This is a genomic window from Streptomyces hygroscopicus subsp. hygroscopicus (assembly GCF_001553455.1).
In the GTDB taxonomy this organism is placed as follows: Bacteria; Actinomycetota; Actinomycetes; order Streptomycetales; family Streptomycetaceae; genus Streptomyces; species Streptomyces hygroscopicus.
The window spans coordinates 14,731-29,945 of sequence record NZ_BBOX01000053.1 but is presented as its reverse complement, the minus strand read 5'-3'; the positions used below and the strand labels follow the sequence as shown (position 1 = coordinate 29,945).

At 71.1% G+C, this 15,215-nt stretch carries 13 protein-coding genes; 7 read left to right on the top strand and 6 right to left on the bottom strand.

All coding sequences use genetic code 11. The features are described 5' to 3' along the window. Window positions 1–49: 49 nt before the first annotated feature. The 6 genes from AXW62_RS07205 to AXW62_RS07180 form a co-directional block, all read right to left on the bottom strand. A complete protein-coding gene (locus tag AXW62_RS07205) occupies window positions 50–796 on the bottom strand; it encodes a succinate dehydrogenase/fumarate reductase iron-sulfur subunit (protein WP_060943753.1) in 747 nt (248 codons plus the stop codon). After that, window positions 793–2,751, bottom strand: coding sequence for a fumarate reductase/succinate dehydrogenase flavoprotein subunit (locus AXW62_RS07200; RefSeq protein ID WP_060943752.1), 1,959 nt, complete (start codon window positions 2,749–2,751; stop codon window positions 793–795). Before AXW62_RS07200 ends, AXW62_RS07205 begins: the two co-directional genes overlap by 4 nt. A gap of 3 nt (window positions 2,752–2,754) precedes the next feature. Then, entirely contained in the window at window positions 2,755–3,462 is a 708-nt protein-coding gene (locus AXW62_RS07195) for a succinate dehydrogenase (RefSeq protein ID WP_078961751.1), read from the bottom strand. 127 nt (window positions 3,463–3,589) lie between these two features. Beyond that, window positions 3,590–4,237: a helix-turn-helix transcriptional regulator gene (locus tag AXW62_RS45045; protein WP_060943751.1), complete on the bottom strand. Its 648-nt coding sequence runs from the start codon at window positions 4,235–4,237 to the stop codon at window positions 3,590–3,592. 118 nt (window positions 4,238–4,355) lie between these two features. Further along, window positions 4,356–5,777 (bottom strand): sensor histidine kinase, encoded by a 1,422-nt coding sequence (locus AXW62_RS07185; RefSeq protein ID WP_060943750.1) that lies wholly within the window; start codon window positions 5,775–5,777, stop codon window positions 4,356–4,358. A gap of 15 nt (window positions 5,778–5,792) precedes the next feature. Beyond that, window positions 5,793–6,488 (bottom strand): response regulator transcription factor, encoded by a 696-nt coding sequence (locus AXW62_RS07180; RefSeq protein WP_107406240.1) that lies wholly within the window; start codon window positions 6,486–6,488, stop codon window positions 5,793–5,795. Between the two features lie 221 nt (window positions 6,489–6,709). Between AXW62_RS07180 and AXW62_RS07175 the strand changes: the two genes are divergently transcribed. The 7 genes from AXW62_RS07175 (at window position 6,710) to AXW62_RS07145 (ending at window position 15,150) form a co-directional block, all read left to right on the top strand. Further along, window positions 6,710–8,047 carry a cation:dicarboxylate symporter family transporter gene (locus tag AXW62_RS07175; protein ID WP_063817529.1) on the top strand — a complete coding sequence of 446 codons (1,338 nt, stop codon included), beginning with the start codon at window positions 6,710–6,712 and terminating at the stop codon, window positions 8,045–8,047. 123 nt (window positions 8,048–8,170) lie between these two features. Continuing rightward, window positions 8,171–8,878: a helix-turn-helix transcriptional regulator gene (locus tag AXW62_RS07170; RefSeq protein ID WP_060943747.1), complete on the top strand. Its 708-nt coding sequence runs from the start codon at window positions 8,171–8,173 to the stop codon at window positions 8,876–8,878. Window positions 8,879–9,105: 227 nt separating this feature from the next. Then, window positions 9,106–9,699: an NADPH-dependent FMN reductase gene (locus tag AXW62_RS07165; protein WP_060943746.1), complete on the top strand. Its 594-nt coding sequence runs from the start codon at window positions 9,106–9,108 to the stop codon at window positions 9,697–9,699. 9 nt (window positions 9,700–9,708) lie between these two features. Next, on the top strand, window positions 9,709–11,076 hold the full coding sequence (locus tag AXW62_RS07160) for a cation:dicarboxylate symporter family transporter (RefSeq protein ID WP_060943745.1): 1,368 nt from the start codon (window positions 9,709–9,711) through the stop codon (window positions 11,074–11,076). 14 nt (window positions 11,077–11,090) lie between these two features. After that, window positions 11,091–12,362, top strand: a complete 1,272-nt coding sequence (locus AXW62_RS07155; RefSeq protein WP_060943744.1) for a DegT/DnrJ/EryC1/StrS family aminotransferase — start codon at window positions 11,091–11,093, stop codon at window positions 12,360–12,362. Next, window positions 12,356–13,324 (top strand): ornithine cyclodeaminase family protein, encoded by a 969-nt coding sequence (locus AXW62_RS07150; protein ID WP_060943743.1) that lies wholly within the window; start codon window positions 12,356–12,358, stop codon window positions 13,322–13,324. The genes AXW62_RS07155 and AXW62_RS07150 overlap by 7 nt, the downstream gene beginning before the upstream one ends. Window positions 13,325–13,602: 278 nt before the next feature. Beyond that, window positions 13,603–15,150, top strand: a complete 1,548-nt coding sequence (locus tag AXW62_RS07145) for a class I adenylate-forming enzyme family protein (protein WP_060943742.1) — start codon at window positions 13,603–13,605, stop codon at window positions 15,148–15,150. The last annotated feature ends 65 nt before the right edge of the window (window positions 15,151–15,215 follow it).

Here is a 15,215-nt window from a genome sequence, read left to right as displayed (position 1 = left end):
ACCCCGTCCACGGAGCGTTGGTGAGGGGTGCCGTTCCAGGGGGAGCGGGTCAGCGCTTGACCTTGCGGGTCGCCCGCAGCCACTCCTTGTTCATCGACGTGATGGAGAACAGCGGGATGCCCTTGGGGCAGGCTGTGGCGCACTCACCGGTGAGGGTGCAGCCGCCGAAGCCCTCGGCGTCCATCTGGGACACCATGTCCAGCACCCGGGTCTCCCGCTCGGGAGAGCCCTGGGGCAGTACATTGAGGTGGTTGACCTTGGCCGAGGTGAACAGCATCGCCGCGCCGTTGGGGCAGGCCGCCACGCAGGCGCCGCAGCCGATGCACTCGGCGTGCTCGAACGCGTAGTCCGCGTCCGCCTTGGGCACCGGGGTGGCGTGTGCCTCCGGCGCGGACCCGGTGGGGGCGGTGATGTAGCCACCGGCCTGGATCACCCGGTCGAACGCGGAGCGGTCCACCACCAGGTCCTTGATGACCGGGAAGGCGGAGGCCCGCCAGGGTTCGATGTCGATGGTGTCGCCGTCCTTGAAGGACCGCATGTGGAGCTGGCAGGTGGTGGTGCGCTCCGGACCGTGGGCATCACCGTTGATCACCAGGCTGCACGCACCGCAGATGCCCTCGCGGCAGTCGTGGTCGAAGGCCACCGGCTCCTCGCCCTTGACGATGAGTTCCTCGTTGAGGATGTCGAGCATCTCCAGGAAGGACATGTCCTGGGAGACGCCGTCGAGCTCGTAGGTGGCCATGGCACCGGGGGTGTCCGCGTTCTTCTGGCGCCAGACGCGCAGGGTGAGCTTCATGCGTAGCTCCGCTGAGTGGGGTGGACGTACTCGAAGGTCAGCTGCTCCTTGTGGAGCACGGGGGCGGCGCCGGTGCCGGTGAACTCCCAGGCCGCGGCGTAGGAGAACTCCTCGTCCTTGCGGGCGGCCTCACCGTCGGGGGTCTGGGACTCCTCGCGGAAGTGGCCGCCGCAGGACTCGGCCCGGTGCAGGGCGTCCAGGCACATCAGCTCGGCCAGCTCCAGGTAGTCCACGATCCGGTTGGCCTTCTCCAGCGACTGGTTGAACTCCTCGCCGGTCCCCGGCACCTTGATGCGCCGCCAGAACTCCTCGCGGATCTGCGGGATGCGGTCCAGCGCCTTGCGCAGCCCCTCGTCGGTGCGGGCCATGCCGCAGAACTCCCACACCAGCTCGCCGATCTCGCGGTGGAAGGAGTCGGGGGTGCGGTCGCCGTCCACGGCCAGCAGCCTGGCCAGCCGGTCCTCGGTCTCCCGCACCGCCTCCACGGCCGCCGGGTGCGAGGCGTCGACCTCGTCCTTGTGCGGGTTGCGGGCCAGGTAGTCGTTGATCGTCGCCGGCAGGACGAAGTAGCCGTCGGCCAGGCCCTGCATCAGCGCGGAGGCGCCGAGCCGGTTGGCGCCGTGGTCGGAGAAGTTGGCCTCGCCGATCGCGAACAGCCCCGGCACGGTGGTCTGCAGGTCGTAGTCGACCCACAGCCCGCCCATCGTGTAGTGGATCGCGGGGTAGATGCGCATCGGGACCTCGTACGGGTTCTCCGCCGTGATCCGCTCGTACATGTCGAAGAGGTTGCCGTACTTCTCCTCGACCGCCTTGCGGCCCATCCGGGCGATGGCGTCGGCGAAGTCCAGGTAGACGCCCTGACCGCCGGGGCCGACCCCGCGTCCCTCGTCGCACACGTTCTTCGCGGCGCGGGAGGCGATGTCGCGCGGCACCAGGTTGCCGAACGAGGGGTAGATCCGCTCGAGGTAGTAGTCGCGCTCGTCCTCGGGGATCTCGGCCGGCGGCCGGGTGTCGCCCTTGGCCTTGGGCACCCAGATCCGCCCGTCGTTGCGCAGCGACTCGCTCATCAGGGTCAGCTTGGACTGGTGGTCCCCGGAGCGCGGGATGCAGGTCGGGTGGATCTGGGTGAAGCAGGGGTTGGCGAAGTACGCGCCGCGCCGGTGCGCCCGCCAGATGGCGGTCGCGTTGGAGTTCATGGCGTTCGTCGACAGGTAGAAGACGTTGCCGTACCCGCCGCTGGCCAGCACCACCGCGTCGGCGAAGTACGTGGAGATCTTGCCGGTCACCAGGTCGCGGGCGACGATCCCGCGGGCCCGGCCGTCGATCACGATCAGGTCGAGCATCTCGGTGCGGGCGTGCATCTCCACCCCGCCCGCCGCGATCTGGCGGGACAGCGCCTGGTAGGCGCCGAGCAGCAGCTGCTGACCCGTCTGGCCGCGGGCGTAGAAGGTGCGGGAGACCTGCACACCGCCGAAGGAGCGGGTGTCCAGCAGACCGCCGTACTCCCGGGCGAAGGGCACGCCCTGGGCCACGCACTGGTCGATGATCTCCACCGAGATCTGCGCCAGGCGGTGGACATTGGACTCGCGGGCGCGGAAGTCGCCGCCCTTGACGGTGTCGTAGAACAGCCGGTGGATCGAGTCGCCGTCGTTGCGGTAGTTCTTCGCGGCGTTGATCCCGCCCTGGGCGGCGATGGAGTGGGCCCGGCGCGGTGAGTCCTGGTAGCAGAACTGGATCACGTGGTAGCCCTGCTCGGCCAGGGTGGCGCCGGCGGCGCCACCGGCCAGGCCGGTGCCCACCACGATGATGGAGTGCTTGCGGCGGTTGGCGGGGTTGACCAGCTTGGCCTGGAAGCGCCGGGTGTCCCAGCGCTCGTGGACCGGCCCGGAGGGGGCCTGCTCGTCCTTGATCGGCTCTCCGACGGTGTACTCGGTGTATTCGCTGTACGAGGTCATGGGTCAGCTCACCACTCCGGTCATGACACCGACGGGTACGGAGATGAACCCGACGGTGAGGACGATCGCCAGGCCGTTCGCGAGGGCCTTGAAGGCACGGTCGCGGGTGCGGTTGCCCGCGCCGAGGGTCTGCGCGGCGCTCCAGAAGCCATGCCGCACATGCATGCCCATGGCCAGCATCGCCACGATGTAGATGACGTTCCCGTACCAGGTGGAGAAGGTGTCCACCACGTTCTGGTACGGATGGCCCTCCTGGAATCCGCCGCTGTGCACGGTGCCGGTGGTGAGGTCCAGGACGTGCCAGACGATGAACAGGCCCAGGATCACCCCGCCCCAGCGCATGGTCCGGGTCGCGTAGCTCATCCGTGGCTTGGAGTGGACGTACTTTTCCGGTCGGGCCTTGATGTCGCGACGGCTCAGCTGGTAAGCGGACACACCGTGCAGGATCACCGAGGTCAGAAGGATGACACGGGCGCCCCACAGACCCCACTCATGGTGCAGCACCGGTGCTCCCATGACGCGGAGCCAGTGCCCGTAGGCGTTGAACTCCTCCGGGCCGAAGAAGATCTTGGCGTTCGCGACCATGTGGACGACCAGGTAACCGATCATGATGAGACCGGTCACGCCCATGACGATCTTCTTGCCGACGGTCGATTGCCAGAAAGTGGACGCCATGGACGGCCGCCGGTCCGTCCGCGTTGTCAATGCCATGAACACGACGTTAGAACCGGACGGGTCCAAAGAGCCAAGATATGAAACCGATCATCTCCATAGGCTTGGCCTATCGACGCGGCCTGAAGAGGCCCGTACCGGTCCGGAGGGCCGGTACGGGCACCGCTCAGATCCAGCCGCGTTCGACCGCCCTGACTCCGGCCTCGAAACGGCTCTGCGCGCCCAGCCGCTCCATCAGCTGGGCCACCACCCGGCGCACGGTCCGGTCCGACATGCCCAGCTGCCGGGCCACCGCGCTGTCCGTCAGCCCCTGCATGAGCATCCGGAGCATCTGCCGCTCGGCCTCGCTGGGCACGTCCTTGCGCTGGTCCGGCGGGACCTCCGCGCGCTGCCAGAGCAGCTGCGCCAGGGCGCTGAACGCCGGCCGCACACGGGCGTCCTGGACCACCACGTACGTGGAACCGGGCCGCAGGCCGGTGGTCAGGACCGACCCCGCCTCGGTGAGCACCATCGCGCCCGGCGGCAGCCGGGAGCTGTAGCGCACCTGGACACCGTGGTCCTGCTGCCAGGTGATGTGCTCGGCGATGTCCGGAACGCCACGGGCGCCGCGCGGCAGTACGGTCCGCACCTCGCCCTCCCGGTCCCACAGCCGGCTGCCGGTGCCCCGCAACACCTCCAGCAGCGGATCCTTCGACGAGGCGTAGTTCCAGTAACAGAACACCTCCCCCGCCTCCGCCGCCAGGAAGCGGCCGACCGCCTCCGCGAGCGCCGCGGCACCGGGCAGTGCCCTGGATGTGGCGGTGATCGAAACCATGTCAGCTTCCCCCGTGTCGGAACCAATCGTTCCGGCCGTACCGGCCCCAGGCTCGGGGCCGCGGCCGGTACCGCATGGAAAACGAACGGCCCGGCCGCGGACCGGCGCCTCGTCCGCTTCACGCCATCTCCTGGCCGGAACCGGACACCGCCGCCCGGGACGGCGTCTCGCGGCCCTCGTCCCCCGGCAGCGCCCCCACCAGATGCAGCACCGCGCGCAGCCCGCGGGCCTGCCCGGGGCGCAGTTCCAGCCGGCCGCCGGCGGACTCGATCAGCTTGACCGCGATGGACAGCCCGATGCCGGTGCTGGGGAACGGGCCGCGCGCCCAGCCCCGTTCCAGCGCCGCCTCCCGTTCGGAGTCCGGCAGCCCCGGCCCCTCGTCCTGGACCTGGATCCGCAGCCGGGGACCGGCCACCGTGATACCGATCCGCACCACACCGCCCTCCGGCGAATACTTCAGCGCGTTGTCCAGCAGCACGTTCAGCGCCTGCTCCACCGCGCCGGGCCGGGTCAGACCCCAGGCCCGCCGGGGCATCTCGAGCTTCATCCGGATGGCGCGCTGCTCGGCGACCGAGGCCCAGCCGCGGACGCACTCCTCCACCAGCCCGCACACCTCCACCACCTGGGTGGAGCGGTCGGCCGGGGTGGAGCGGGCGTGCTCCAGCATCTCCGTCAGGGTGCGGTCGAGCCGGTCCACGTCGGCCAGCAGCCGCTGGTGCCGCTCGGCCGCCGCGTCGGGCAGCCGCGCGCCCAGGGTCTCCAGCCGCAGCCGCAGCGCCACCATGGGGTTGCGCAGCTGATGGGCGACATCGGCCAGGAAGCTGCTGCGGTCCTCCATCATCGACTGGACGACCGCGGCCAGCCGGTTGACCTCCGCGGCCACCTCCTTGAGGGCGTCCCCCTCGCAGTGCTCCGGCGTCCGGGCGTGGAATCCGCCGTCGGCCAGGGTGCGCACGGTGGACCCGATCCGTTCCAGATCGCGCAGCGTACGGCGGCGCTGGACGAGCGCCGGCAGGACGCATACCGCGATCCCCAGCGGGAGCAGCATGCCCAGCCCGGTCCACACGGTCAGGATCCGGCTGCGCAACCCCGCGGCCGGCTCCCGCAGGAGCACCGCCCCGGAGCCGGCGCCCTCCACCGGCACCACCGCCTCGGCGGAGACACTGCCGCCGACCGGCGGCAGCAGCCGGTCCCTGCCCGGGGCGCCCTCCGGCCGGAGGCGCCAGCCGCGCCCGGCGACGGCCGAGGCGGTGCCCCGGGCGCCGATGACCGAGGTGCGCACCCTGCCGTCGGGCCAGCGCACCGACACCCTCAGCCGGTGCGCCGCGGCGTAGTCGGCGAGCAGGGCGTCCACGAGCCCGCTGTCACCGCGGGACATGGCGTGCGAGAGGGGTACGGTCAGCGAGCCGGCGCCGTCCTCCAGCCGGGCGGCGGCGTTCCGGTTCTCCCGCTCGGCGTACAGCGAGCCGACGGGGACCAGCAGCGCGGCCAGCACCGTGCCGATCAGGCCGCACTGGACCAGCGCGTAGATCTGACGCATGGTGACCCGGCCCCCTCAGCGGGGTGCCGGCTGCGGGTGGAAGCTGAAGCCCACACCGCGCGTCGTACTGATCCACTTGGTGGACCCCAGCTTGCGGCGGAGCGCGGCCACATGCGTGTCCAGGGTGCGGGAGCTGCCCGTCCACCGCTGGTCCCATACGGCGTCCAGCAGCTGCTCGCGCAGGAAGACCCGCCCCGGCGCGCCGGCCAGCAGCACCAGTAACTCGTACTCCTTGCGGGTCAGCGGAACGGGACGGCCGTCCAGCAGCACCGTGCGCCGGTCCGGATCGATGGTGAGCCGGCCCCGGACCAGGACCGGGTCGGCGGCCTCGGCCGGGGGCGGCTGGGTCCCGGCGGTCCGGCGCATCACCGCGGCCATCCGGGCGAGTAACTCCTGCAGCCGGTACGGCTTGACGATGTAGTCGTCGGCGCCCAGCCGCAGACCCAGCACCTTGTCCATCTCGTCCGAACGCGCGGTGACGGCGATGATCGGCACCGCGCACGCCGCCCGCAGCCCCCGGCACACCTCGAGGCCGTCCATGTCGGGCAGGTTCAGATCGAGCAGGACGATGTCGCCGCACTCCCGTCTGCCGAGCGCGGCCGCGCCCGTGGACACGTGGTCCACGGTCCACCCGTACTGCTGCAGCCCCTCGGTCAGCGCGTCGGCCACCTCGACGTCGTCTTCGACAAGCAGGACCTTCAAATGGCTCATCCCCCCCGGCGATCAGCACATGCGTATGTCAGCGGTCCTACGACCGGTATCGAACAAACGTTGGTCTTCCGGTCGTTTCCGGGATCTTACATACGCTTGACGTTTCCCTGTAGGTACGTGCGCGGACAGCTTGCACAGCCTCCGTAGCATCTGTCGCTACCCGGGACGGACAGCGACACGGTGCTGTCCCGGCTTCGCCGCGATACGGGGGTGCGCGAAACATGGCGAAGGGACCACCTGGCCGTCCCCTGCACCGGACATTGACCTTCTGGACAATGTGTGGTTTGGGGCTCGGCATGTTATGCGGGGCGATCGCCCCCGAGGCCGGGGAGCGGATGCGCTTCCTCGCCGACGCCTTCATTTCCCTGATGACCATGCTCATCGGCCCGGTCATGTTCACCACGGTGGCCGGTGGCCTGGCCTCCCTGGGCGGCCGGCGCCCGCTGGGCAGCCTGTCGCTGAAGGCGGTTGTCTACTTCGAGGCGGTCACCACGCTGGCGCTGGTGACCGGCATGCTGGTGGGCAACCTGGTCGGCCTGCTGCCGAGCCCCGGCACCGACCCGGAGAAGGACGCCGGCGAGGTGGCGTCGCTGCAACGGCAGGCACAGAGCTTCGGCAACGGTTCGCTCAGCCTGGACGCGGTGGTGCCGCACAGCCTCTCCTCCGCCGTGATCGGCGGCAACGCGGTGCACACGCTGGTGGTCGCCGGGATCACCGGCGTGGCCCTGGTGCTGGCGGGGCGGCGCGGTGCGCCCGTCCTGGACCTCATCAACCGCAGCAGCCACCTGCTGTTCTGCATGGTGCGGATCGTGGTCACCGGCGCGCCGGCGGCGGCGTTCGGCGGCGCCGCGTATACGACCAGCCAGATCGGCACCGTCCCGCTGGGCGGGCTGGCCGGCCTGATCGGCGCCTTCTACCTCACCTGCGCGGTGGTGGTATTCGGCGGGCTCGGGCTGCTGGCCAGAGCCGGCGGCTTCTCGCTGTGGCGTCTGGTGCGCTATCTGCGCCACGAGATCCTGGTGGCCATCGGCACCTCCTCCTCCGGCCCGGTCTTCCCCCGGGTGCTGCGCAAGCTGGAGCTGGCCGGGGCGCCCCGGAGCACCAGCGCGCCGGTCCTGGCCGGCGGCTACTCGCTGCACCTGGTAGGCACCTGCCTCTACATCGCCATGGCGGCGATGTTCGTGGCGGCCGCCACCGGAAGCGGGCTGTCCCTCGGGGACCAGCTGTTCTTCCTGGCCATGGCCATGATCGTGTCCAAGAGCGCGGTGGGGGTGACCGGCTCCGGGCTGCTCACCCTCATCGCGACGCTCTCGGTGACCCAGTCGGTCCCGCTGGGCGCGGTGGGCCTGATCATCGGCATCGACCGGATCATGTCCGAGGCGCGGGCGGTCACCAACCTCATCGCCAACAGCGTGGCCACCCTGGTCATCACCAAGTGGTCCGGCCAGCTCGACCTGGACCGTCTCACCCACACCCTTTCGGCGCGGCGTCCCCCGGAGCTCGACTGGCCCGAGGACGATCCCACGGTCGTCGAGATCCATATCTCCGACGGCACTTGAGGCGCCACCGTCCGCCGGCTCGCTCCAGCGGGCCTCCTCGCGGAAACGCGCCTCCCGCGCTGTCCGCTCCCCAGCCCCACCTGCACGTCTCTCCACGTGAATCAGTGGAAAGGGAATCCAGGCATGACCGTGATCACCCACGCAGTCCACTCCGTCGACCACCGGGAGAATCCGGAGGTACGGCGGCCACGCCCGATCAACTCTTCCTTCCATTCCGCTCTGTCCGCCGCACGGCGGGAAATCGTGATGGTGCGCTCGGACGCCATGCTGCGCCCGGACGAACTGCGGCGCGAGGCCGCCCTGCTGATGAACCTGCTGCGCCGCTGGGTCAGGATCTCCGTCATCTGGGACGAGCGGCTGCTGTCCCGGCCGGCCATCGTGGAGTATGTGCTGTGGCAGGCCCGTTCCGGCATCCAGGTGCGCACCGCCGCGCGGGTGCCGGTCACCATGGCACTGGTCGACGACACCACCTCCGCGGTCGTCGCGGAGCCCGTCCAGGACGCGCCGCGGGGCGAGGAGGAGGTCAGCGTCTCCCGCTGTCCGGACACCGTGGGCATGCTGCACTATCTCTTCCTCGGCCTGTGGGAGGGCTCCACCTCGCTGGCCGTGGAGAACTGGTCGCCGGACGACGACCAGTCCCAGGACGTGCTGCGGATGCTCGCCCGCGGCCACACCGACGAACAGATCGCCCATCGCCTCGACGTCTCCAAGCGCACCGTGAGCCGGACCGTCGCCAAGCTGATGCGGGAGCTGAACGCGCGCAGCAGGTTCGAGGCCGGGGTGCTGGCCACCCGCCTGGGCTGGTTCGGCACACCGGACCGGCGGGGCTGACGCGACGCGCCCGCCGCGCCGCCGGATTGGGACAGCGGGCGTCGTGCAGCGGACAGCCGGCTTCAGCTGACGGCCCCGCCCGGTGATCGTGTCCCAAGGGCTCCAGTGCTCCGTCATCCCGCGGCACGGGCGAGAGGTGAGGCGTTGATGCATGCCAAGCGAGGCAGGCGGCCGGCGGCCGGCCGGGCGGCGCGGCGTTTCCGCGGTGGCCCGTCCAGGAGGCGGCCATGACCGGCCGCCCCGCGGTACTGCTGCTCGGCGGCAGTCCGAGTCCGCGGTCGCACACGGCGGCGGCCGTCGGGGCCGCCGCCGGGATACTGGCCGGGCTGGGCGCCGAACCGCTGGTGTGGGACCTGGCCGCGCGCCCGCTGCCGATCGTGGACGTCTCCTGCCACGGGCGGCCGGAGGCGTACGCCGATCCGCTGGCGCGCCGCCTGTCGCCGACGGCGGCGCGGGCCGACGCCCTCGTGCTCGCCACCCCCACCTACCACGGCTCCTTCTCCGGTGTCCTGAAGAACGCCCTGGACCACCTGGCCGGCCACGAGCTGCGGGGCAAGCCCGTCGGGCTGCTCGCGCACGGGGAGAACCTGACCGCGGTCCAGGTCTGCGACGCCCTGCGCACGGTGGTACGCGCCCTGAAGGGCATGGCCGTCCCCGAGCAACTCGTCACCGTCCCGGGCGACTTCGACCGCGTGGGCAACGGGCAGCGGCTGCTCACCGCCCCGCCGGCGCTGGACCGTCTCGACGCGCTGTGCCGCTCCCTGGTGACGGTCACCCGGCAGCTCGCCACCGGCGAGGCCATCGGCATCGGAACCGCTTAGGAGCGACGGATGAGCGCAACGGCGGCGCGGGGAGCCCGCGCCGGACGCGACAGAACGCACTACCTCTACCTCGCCGTGATCGTGGCGACGCTGCTGGGCATCGGGCTCGGCTTCGCGGCCCCCGACGCGGCGGTGGAGCTGAAACCGGTCGGCACCGGCTTCGTGAACCTGATCAAGATGATGATCTCGCCCATCATCTTCTGCACGATCGTCATCGGCATCGGCTCGGTCCGCAAGGCCGCCAAGGTCGGCGCGGTCGGCGGACTCACCCTGGTGTACTTCCTGGTGATGTCCACCGTCGCGCTCGCCGTCGGACTGCTGGTGGGCAACGTCCTGGAGCCCGGCCACGGACTGACGCTGACCGAGTCGGCGCGGAACGCGGGCGAGGCCCAGGCGGAGGGCGCCGAGTCCACCACCGCATTCCTCCTCGGCATCATCCCCACCACCGTGGTCTCCGCGTTCACCGGCGGCGAAGTGCTGCAGACCGTGCTGATCGCGCTGCTCGCCGGGTTCGCGGTGCAGGCCATGGGGGAGGCGGGCCGGCCGCTGCTGACCGGCATCGGCCATATCCAGCGGCTGGTGTTCCGGCTGCTGTCCATGGTCATGTGGGTGGCGCCGATCGGCGCCTTCGGCGCGATCGCGGCGGTGGTCGGCGAAACCGGGGCGGACGCCCTGAAGTCGCTGGCCGTCATCATGGCCGGCTTCTACGCCACCTGCGCCGTGTTCGTCTTCCTGGTGCTCGGCACGCTGCTCCGCGTCGTCGCCGGGATCAGCATCATCGCGCTGCTGCGCTATCTGGCGCGGGAGTTCCTGCTGATCCTGTCGACCTCCTCCTCGGAGCCGGCGCTGCCCCGGCTGATCGCCAAGATGGAGCACCTGGGGGTGAGCCGGCCGGTGGCCGGCATCACCGTCCCGACCGGCTACTCCTTCAACCTCGACGGCACCGCCATCTATCTGACCATGGCCTCGCTGTTCATCGCCGAGGCGCTGGGCGAGCCGCTCGCCCTCGGGCAGCAGATCACCCTGCTGGCCTTCATGGTCGTCGCCTCCAAGGGCGCGGCCGGGGTCACCGGGTCCGGGCTGGCCACCCTGGCCGGCGGTCTGCAGTCCCACCGTCCCGAACTGGTCGACGGGGTCGGCCTGATCATCGGCATCGACCGCTTCATGAGCGAGGCGCGCGCCCTGACCAACTTCGCGGGCAACGCGGTCGCCACGGTGCTGATCGGCACCTGGACCAAGGAGATCGACCGGGAGCGGGCCGCCGAAGTCCTGGCCGGCCGGCTGCCGTTCGACGAGACGACGCTGCCGGACGACGGCCACGGGGCCGCGCCCGGGGACAGCGACGACCGCGGGGCGCCGGCCCCGGCCGTGCGATGAATGTGGGGAGTGCCATGACCGGCCGAGACATACCGAAGACGGCGGCGTTCCAGCAGAGCCTCCGGGACTACCGGGTCCCGTACCTCCCCTACGGCTCCACGCTGGGCTCCGCCGAACTCGAGGCGGTGGCCCAGGTCATCGGCTCCGGGGAGACCCTCTCCGGCGGTGCCTGGCGCACCCGCTTCGAGGAGGGTTTCCGCGCCTACGCCGGCACCGCGCACGCGATGAGCGTGACCAGCGGGACGGTCGCCCTGGAGTTCGCCATCCACCTGCTGGACCTGCAGCCCGGGGACGAGGTGGTCGTCACACCGCAGACCTACCAGGCCACCGTCCAGCCCCTGCTGCAGTACCCGGAGGTCCGGGTCAGGTTCTGCGACGTCGAGGCCGATACGCTCAACCTCGACCCGGAGAGCCTGGTCAAGCTGGTGAACGACCGCACCCGCGCCATCATCGTGGTGCACTACGGCGGGCTCCCGGCGGACATGGACGCCATCATGGGCCTGGCCGGCGAACGCGGCATCCTGGTGATCGAGGACTCCGCCCACGCGCTGGGCAGCTCCTACCACGGCCGCCGCCCCGGCTCCCTCGCCGACATCGGCTGCTTCAGCTTCCACTCGAGCAAGAACATCACCACGCTCGGCGAGGGCGGAATGCTGACCTTCCACAACGACGACTGGGCCGATCGGGTGGACCGGCTGCGCGGCAACGAGGCGGACGCCGTCTTCGTCCCCCGGGACCACCGCTTCGGCACCTCCCGCGCGCCGCTGCCCGGCGCGCTGTACCCGGGGCTCGCCTACACCCACGACTGTGTGGCCCTGCTCCGCCACGGCACCAACGCCACGCTCAGCGAGGCGGCCGCGGCGGTGGGAGTGGCCCAGCTGCGCTCGCTGCCCGCGTTCGTGGCCGCCCGGCAGGCCATCGCCGGACGGCTCCGGGAGGTGCTCTCCGGCTATCCGGACCTGGTCGGCCTGCCCGCCGTGCCGGACGGGGTCGAACCCTCCCACCACCTCTTCACCTTCTTCGTCCGCGAACCGGAGCGGCTCAGCAGGGACCGGCTGATCCACGAGCTGGACGACCGCGGGGTGCAGGTCCCGATCCGCTATTTCCCGCTGCACCTGACACCGGAGTGGCGCTCGCGCGGCCACCGGTACGGGGAGTGCCCCACGGCCGAACGGCTATGGTTCGAGGAGCAGATGAACCTGCCCTGCCACCCCGGCCTCACCGACAAGCAGGTGGATCTGCTGTGTGAACTGCTGGCCGACTCGCTGAGGGCGTCACTGTGCTGAGGATCATCGACGCGAAGACCGTCCGCGCCCTGCTCCCGGTCTCCGGCCTGGCGTCGGAGATCGGGGCGGCGCTGACCGCCCGGGAGGACGGCGGCGCGGAGTTCGCGCGCAGTGCGGTGGACACCGGCAAGGGCGAACTGCTGCTGATGCCGGCGGTGCACTCCGGCACCCTGTCGGTGAAGCTGATCAGCCTCTACGACAACCCTCCGGCGCTGGGACTGCCCAGTGTGCAGGGGCTGGTGACGCTCTTCGACGCGGCGACCGGCCGTCCGGTGGCGGTGCTGGACGCCGCCGCCGTCACCGAGGTGCGCACCGCCGCGGTGACGGTCTGCGCCACCGACCTGCTGGCCCGGCCGGACGCCCGGGTGCTGACCGTGGTCGGGGCCGGGGTGCAGGGCCGCAGCCACCTCGAGGGGCTGGCCGCGATCCGGCCGTGGGAGTCGGTCCGGCTGCACAGCCGCGACCCGTACCGGGCCCGCCGGCTGGCCGGCTGGGCGGGGGAGCGGGGCATCGAGGTCGAGGTGGTGGAGAGCACCACGGCCGCGGTGCGCGACGCCGAGGTGATCTGCACGGTGACCTCCTCCCCGGAGCCGCTGTTCGAGGACTGCGCGGTGGCCCGCGAAGGGGTGCACATCAGCGCCGTCGGGGCCTACGGCGCCACCCGCCGGGAGCTGCCCTCGCAGCTGGTCGCGCGGTCCAGCGTGTTCGTGGAGTCCGCCGCCGCGGTGCTGCGCGAGGCCGGGGACATCCTGATCCCGGTGGCGGAAGGCGTCCTGCCGGCCGACCCCGCCCTGGTGGAACTGGGCGAGGTGATCTCCGGCCGGCATCCGGGCCGCCGGTCCGCCGCGGAGACCACCCTCTTCAAATCCGTCGGCGTTCCCGTGGAGGACGCCTTCGCCTGCGATCTCCTTTACCGGCTCGCCGTGGAGCACGATGCGGGGCACCGGATTCCGTTCGCATAGCCGCCCTTCTCCCCCGGCTGTTCTGACTCTCCCTTCCCTCCTTCCTTTCCCTCTCCTCTCGGCTCCTGTCCACCCTCTCTCCGACAGGGCTGGTCCGGCCGTGAACCGGTAAGGCCCGGAAGGCGGCCGGATCCGTTGATGGCCGCAGGAGGACACCCCTCTGGCGTCTTGCTGACAGACGCATTGCCGCGCCCATTCGCTCAGGGGAAGCATGTGTCACCTCACTCCCGTTGTACGGCCGACGCAATCCACTTTCCAGGCGAGGGGACACGTACGACATGCATGCGCCACGCTCCGCCGACCTGTTGTTCGCACAACTCGCCGCGGCCGGCCGTGCCGCCAAGCGCCCCTGGGCCGTGGACCACGAATCCGCGGCCGTCACCGTCAAGGACGGACAGGTGAATCCCGGGGAAATCGCCGAAGCCGCCCGGCGATTGGCGCGGACGGTGGCGGAGCGCGGCGTCCGGGAAGGCGATCTGTGTGTCGTACGGCTGGAAAAGCCGTTGGACATCCTGGTGGCCGTGGCCGGCCTCACCGGTCTCGGCGCCGTGCCCGTCCTGCTGAGCGCCCGGCTCGACGCGATGACCGCGCGGGCCGCGCTGGAGCCGGTGACCGCCCCCCTGCACCTGCTGGTCACCGCCTCCCGCGCCGCCGACTTCGCGGACCGCCACCCGATCGACGGGGCCAGGATGACCTGGGAGGACGTCATCTCGGCGGTACCGGCCGGGGAGCGGGCCGAACTGCCCGCGCACGGGGTGGAGCGCGCCCCGGGCCGGCCCTACCTGGTCACCCACACCTCCGGCACCACCGGGGTGCCCAAGCTGGTGGTCCACACCCGGAACAGCTTCTACCAGCAGTCCGCGGTCCAGACCCGGATGCTGCGGCCCATGTTCCTCACGGGGTATCTGGCGGCGGCCATTTCCCCGGTCCATGTGCGCACCCTTTCCGGACTTCTCAGCGCGCTGCGCCTGCGCCATTCGGTGCTGCTGCTCGCTTCCGAGGACAGCGACCGGGTGGGCGAACAACTGGAACGCTGGCGGCCGGAGTATCTGGAAACGCATCCGAACACCTACATCACCTGGGAGGGCCTGGCGGATTCCGGGGCCATGTCCTCGGTGCGGATGTTCCTGGGCACATTCGACGCGATGCATCCGCGGACCGTCGACGCGATGCTGCGCGGATCGCGGCGCCGGCTGGCCATGTTCACCGAGGTGTACGCCCAGTCCGAACTCGGCCCCATCGCCTTTCGGGCGCGCACCCGCCGGATCGGCCGGTTCCGGCGCGGAGTCGGCGCCGAACTGGCCGGGCACCGCGTCGGCCGGGCCATGCCCGGATACAGCCGCATACGCGTGGTGGACGAAGGGGGAAACCGGGTTCCGCGCGGTGCCGGCGGCCGTATCCAGGTCCGCTCCAAAGGCCGGTTCGCCGGGTATCTGAATTTCCCCGAGCGCGCTACGGAGAACCTTTTCGAGGGCGGCTGGTGGGATTCCGGGGACTGGGGTGCCCGGACCGCCACCGGGGCGCTGCGGCTGCACGACCGCCAGACCGAGCGGCTCGCCGGGGCCACCAGTGGCATCGCGCTGGAGGACGTGCTGCTCGACCGCATGCCGGAACTGGCGGAAGCGGTCGTCCTGGAGGAAGACGGGCGGCTGCTGCCCGTCCTCGCGAGCCGCTCCGCCGAGCCCGTCACGGACGAGCGGTGGCGGACGGCCACCGGCGATCTGCCGCCCCTCGCGCCACCCCGCTTCGTGGCCCGTGCCGACATTCCCCGGACGGCCACCGGAAAGGTGCGGCGAGAGGTGCTCCGGCACCGGCTGAACAGCTGACCTCGCCGGCCGGGGCCCATGGACTTTTGCTGACAATCATTCACATCAACTGGGGTGGTCTGCCG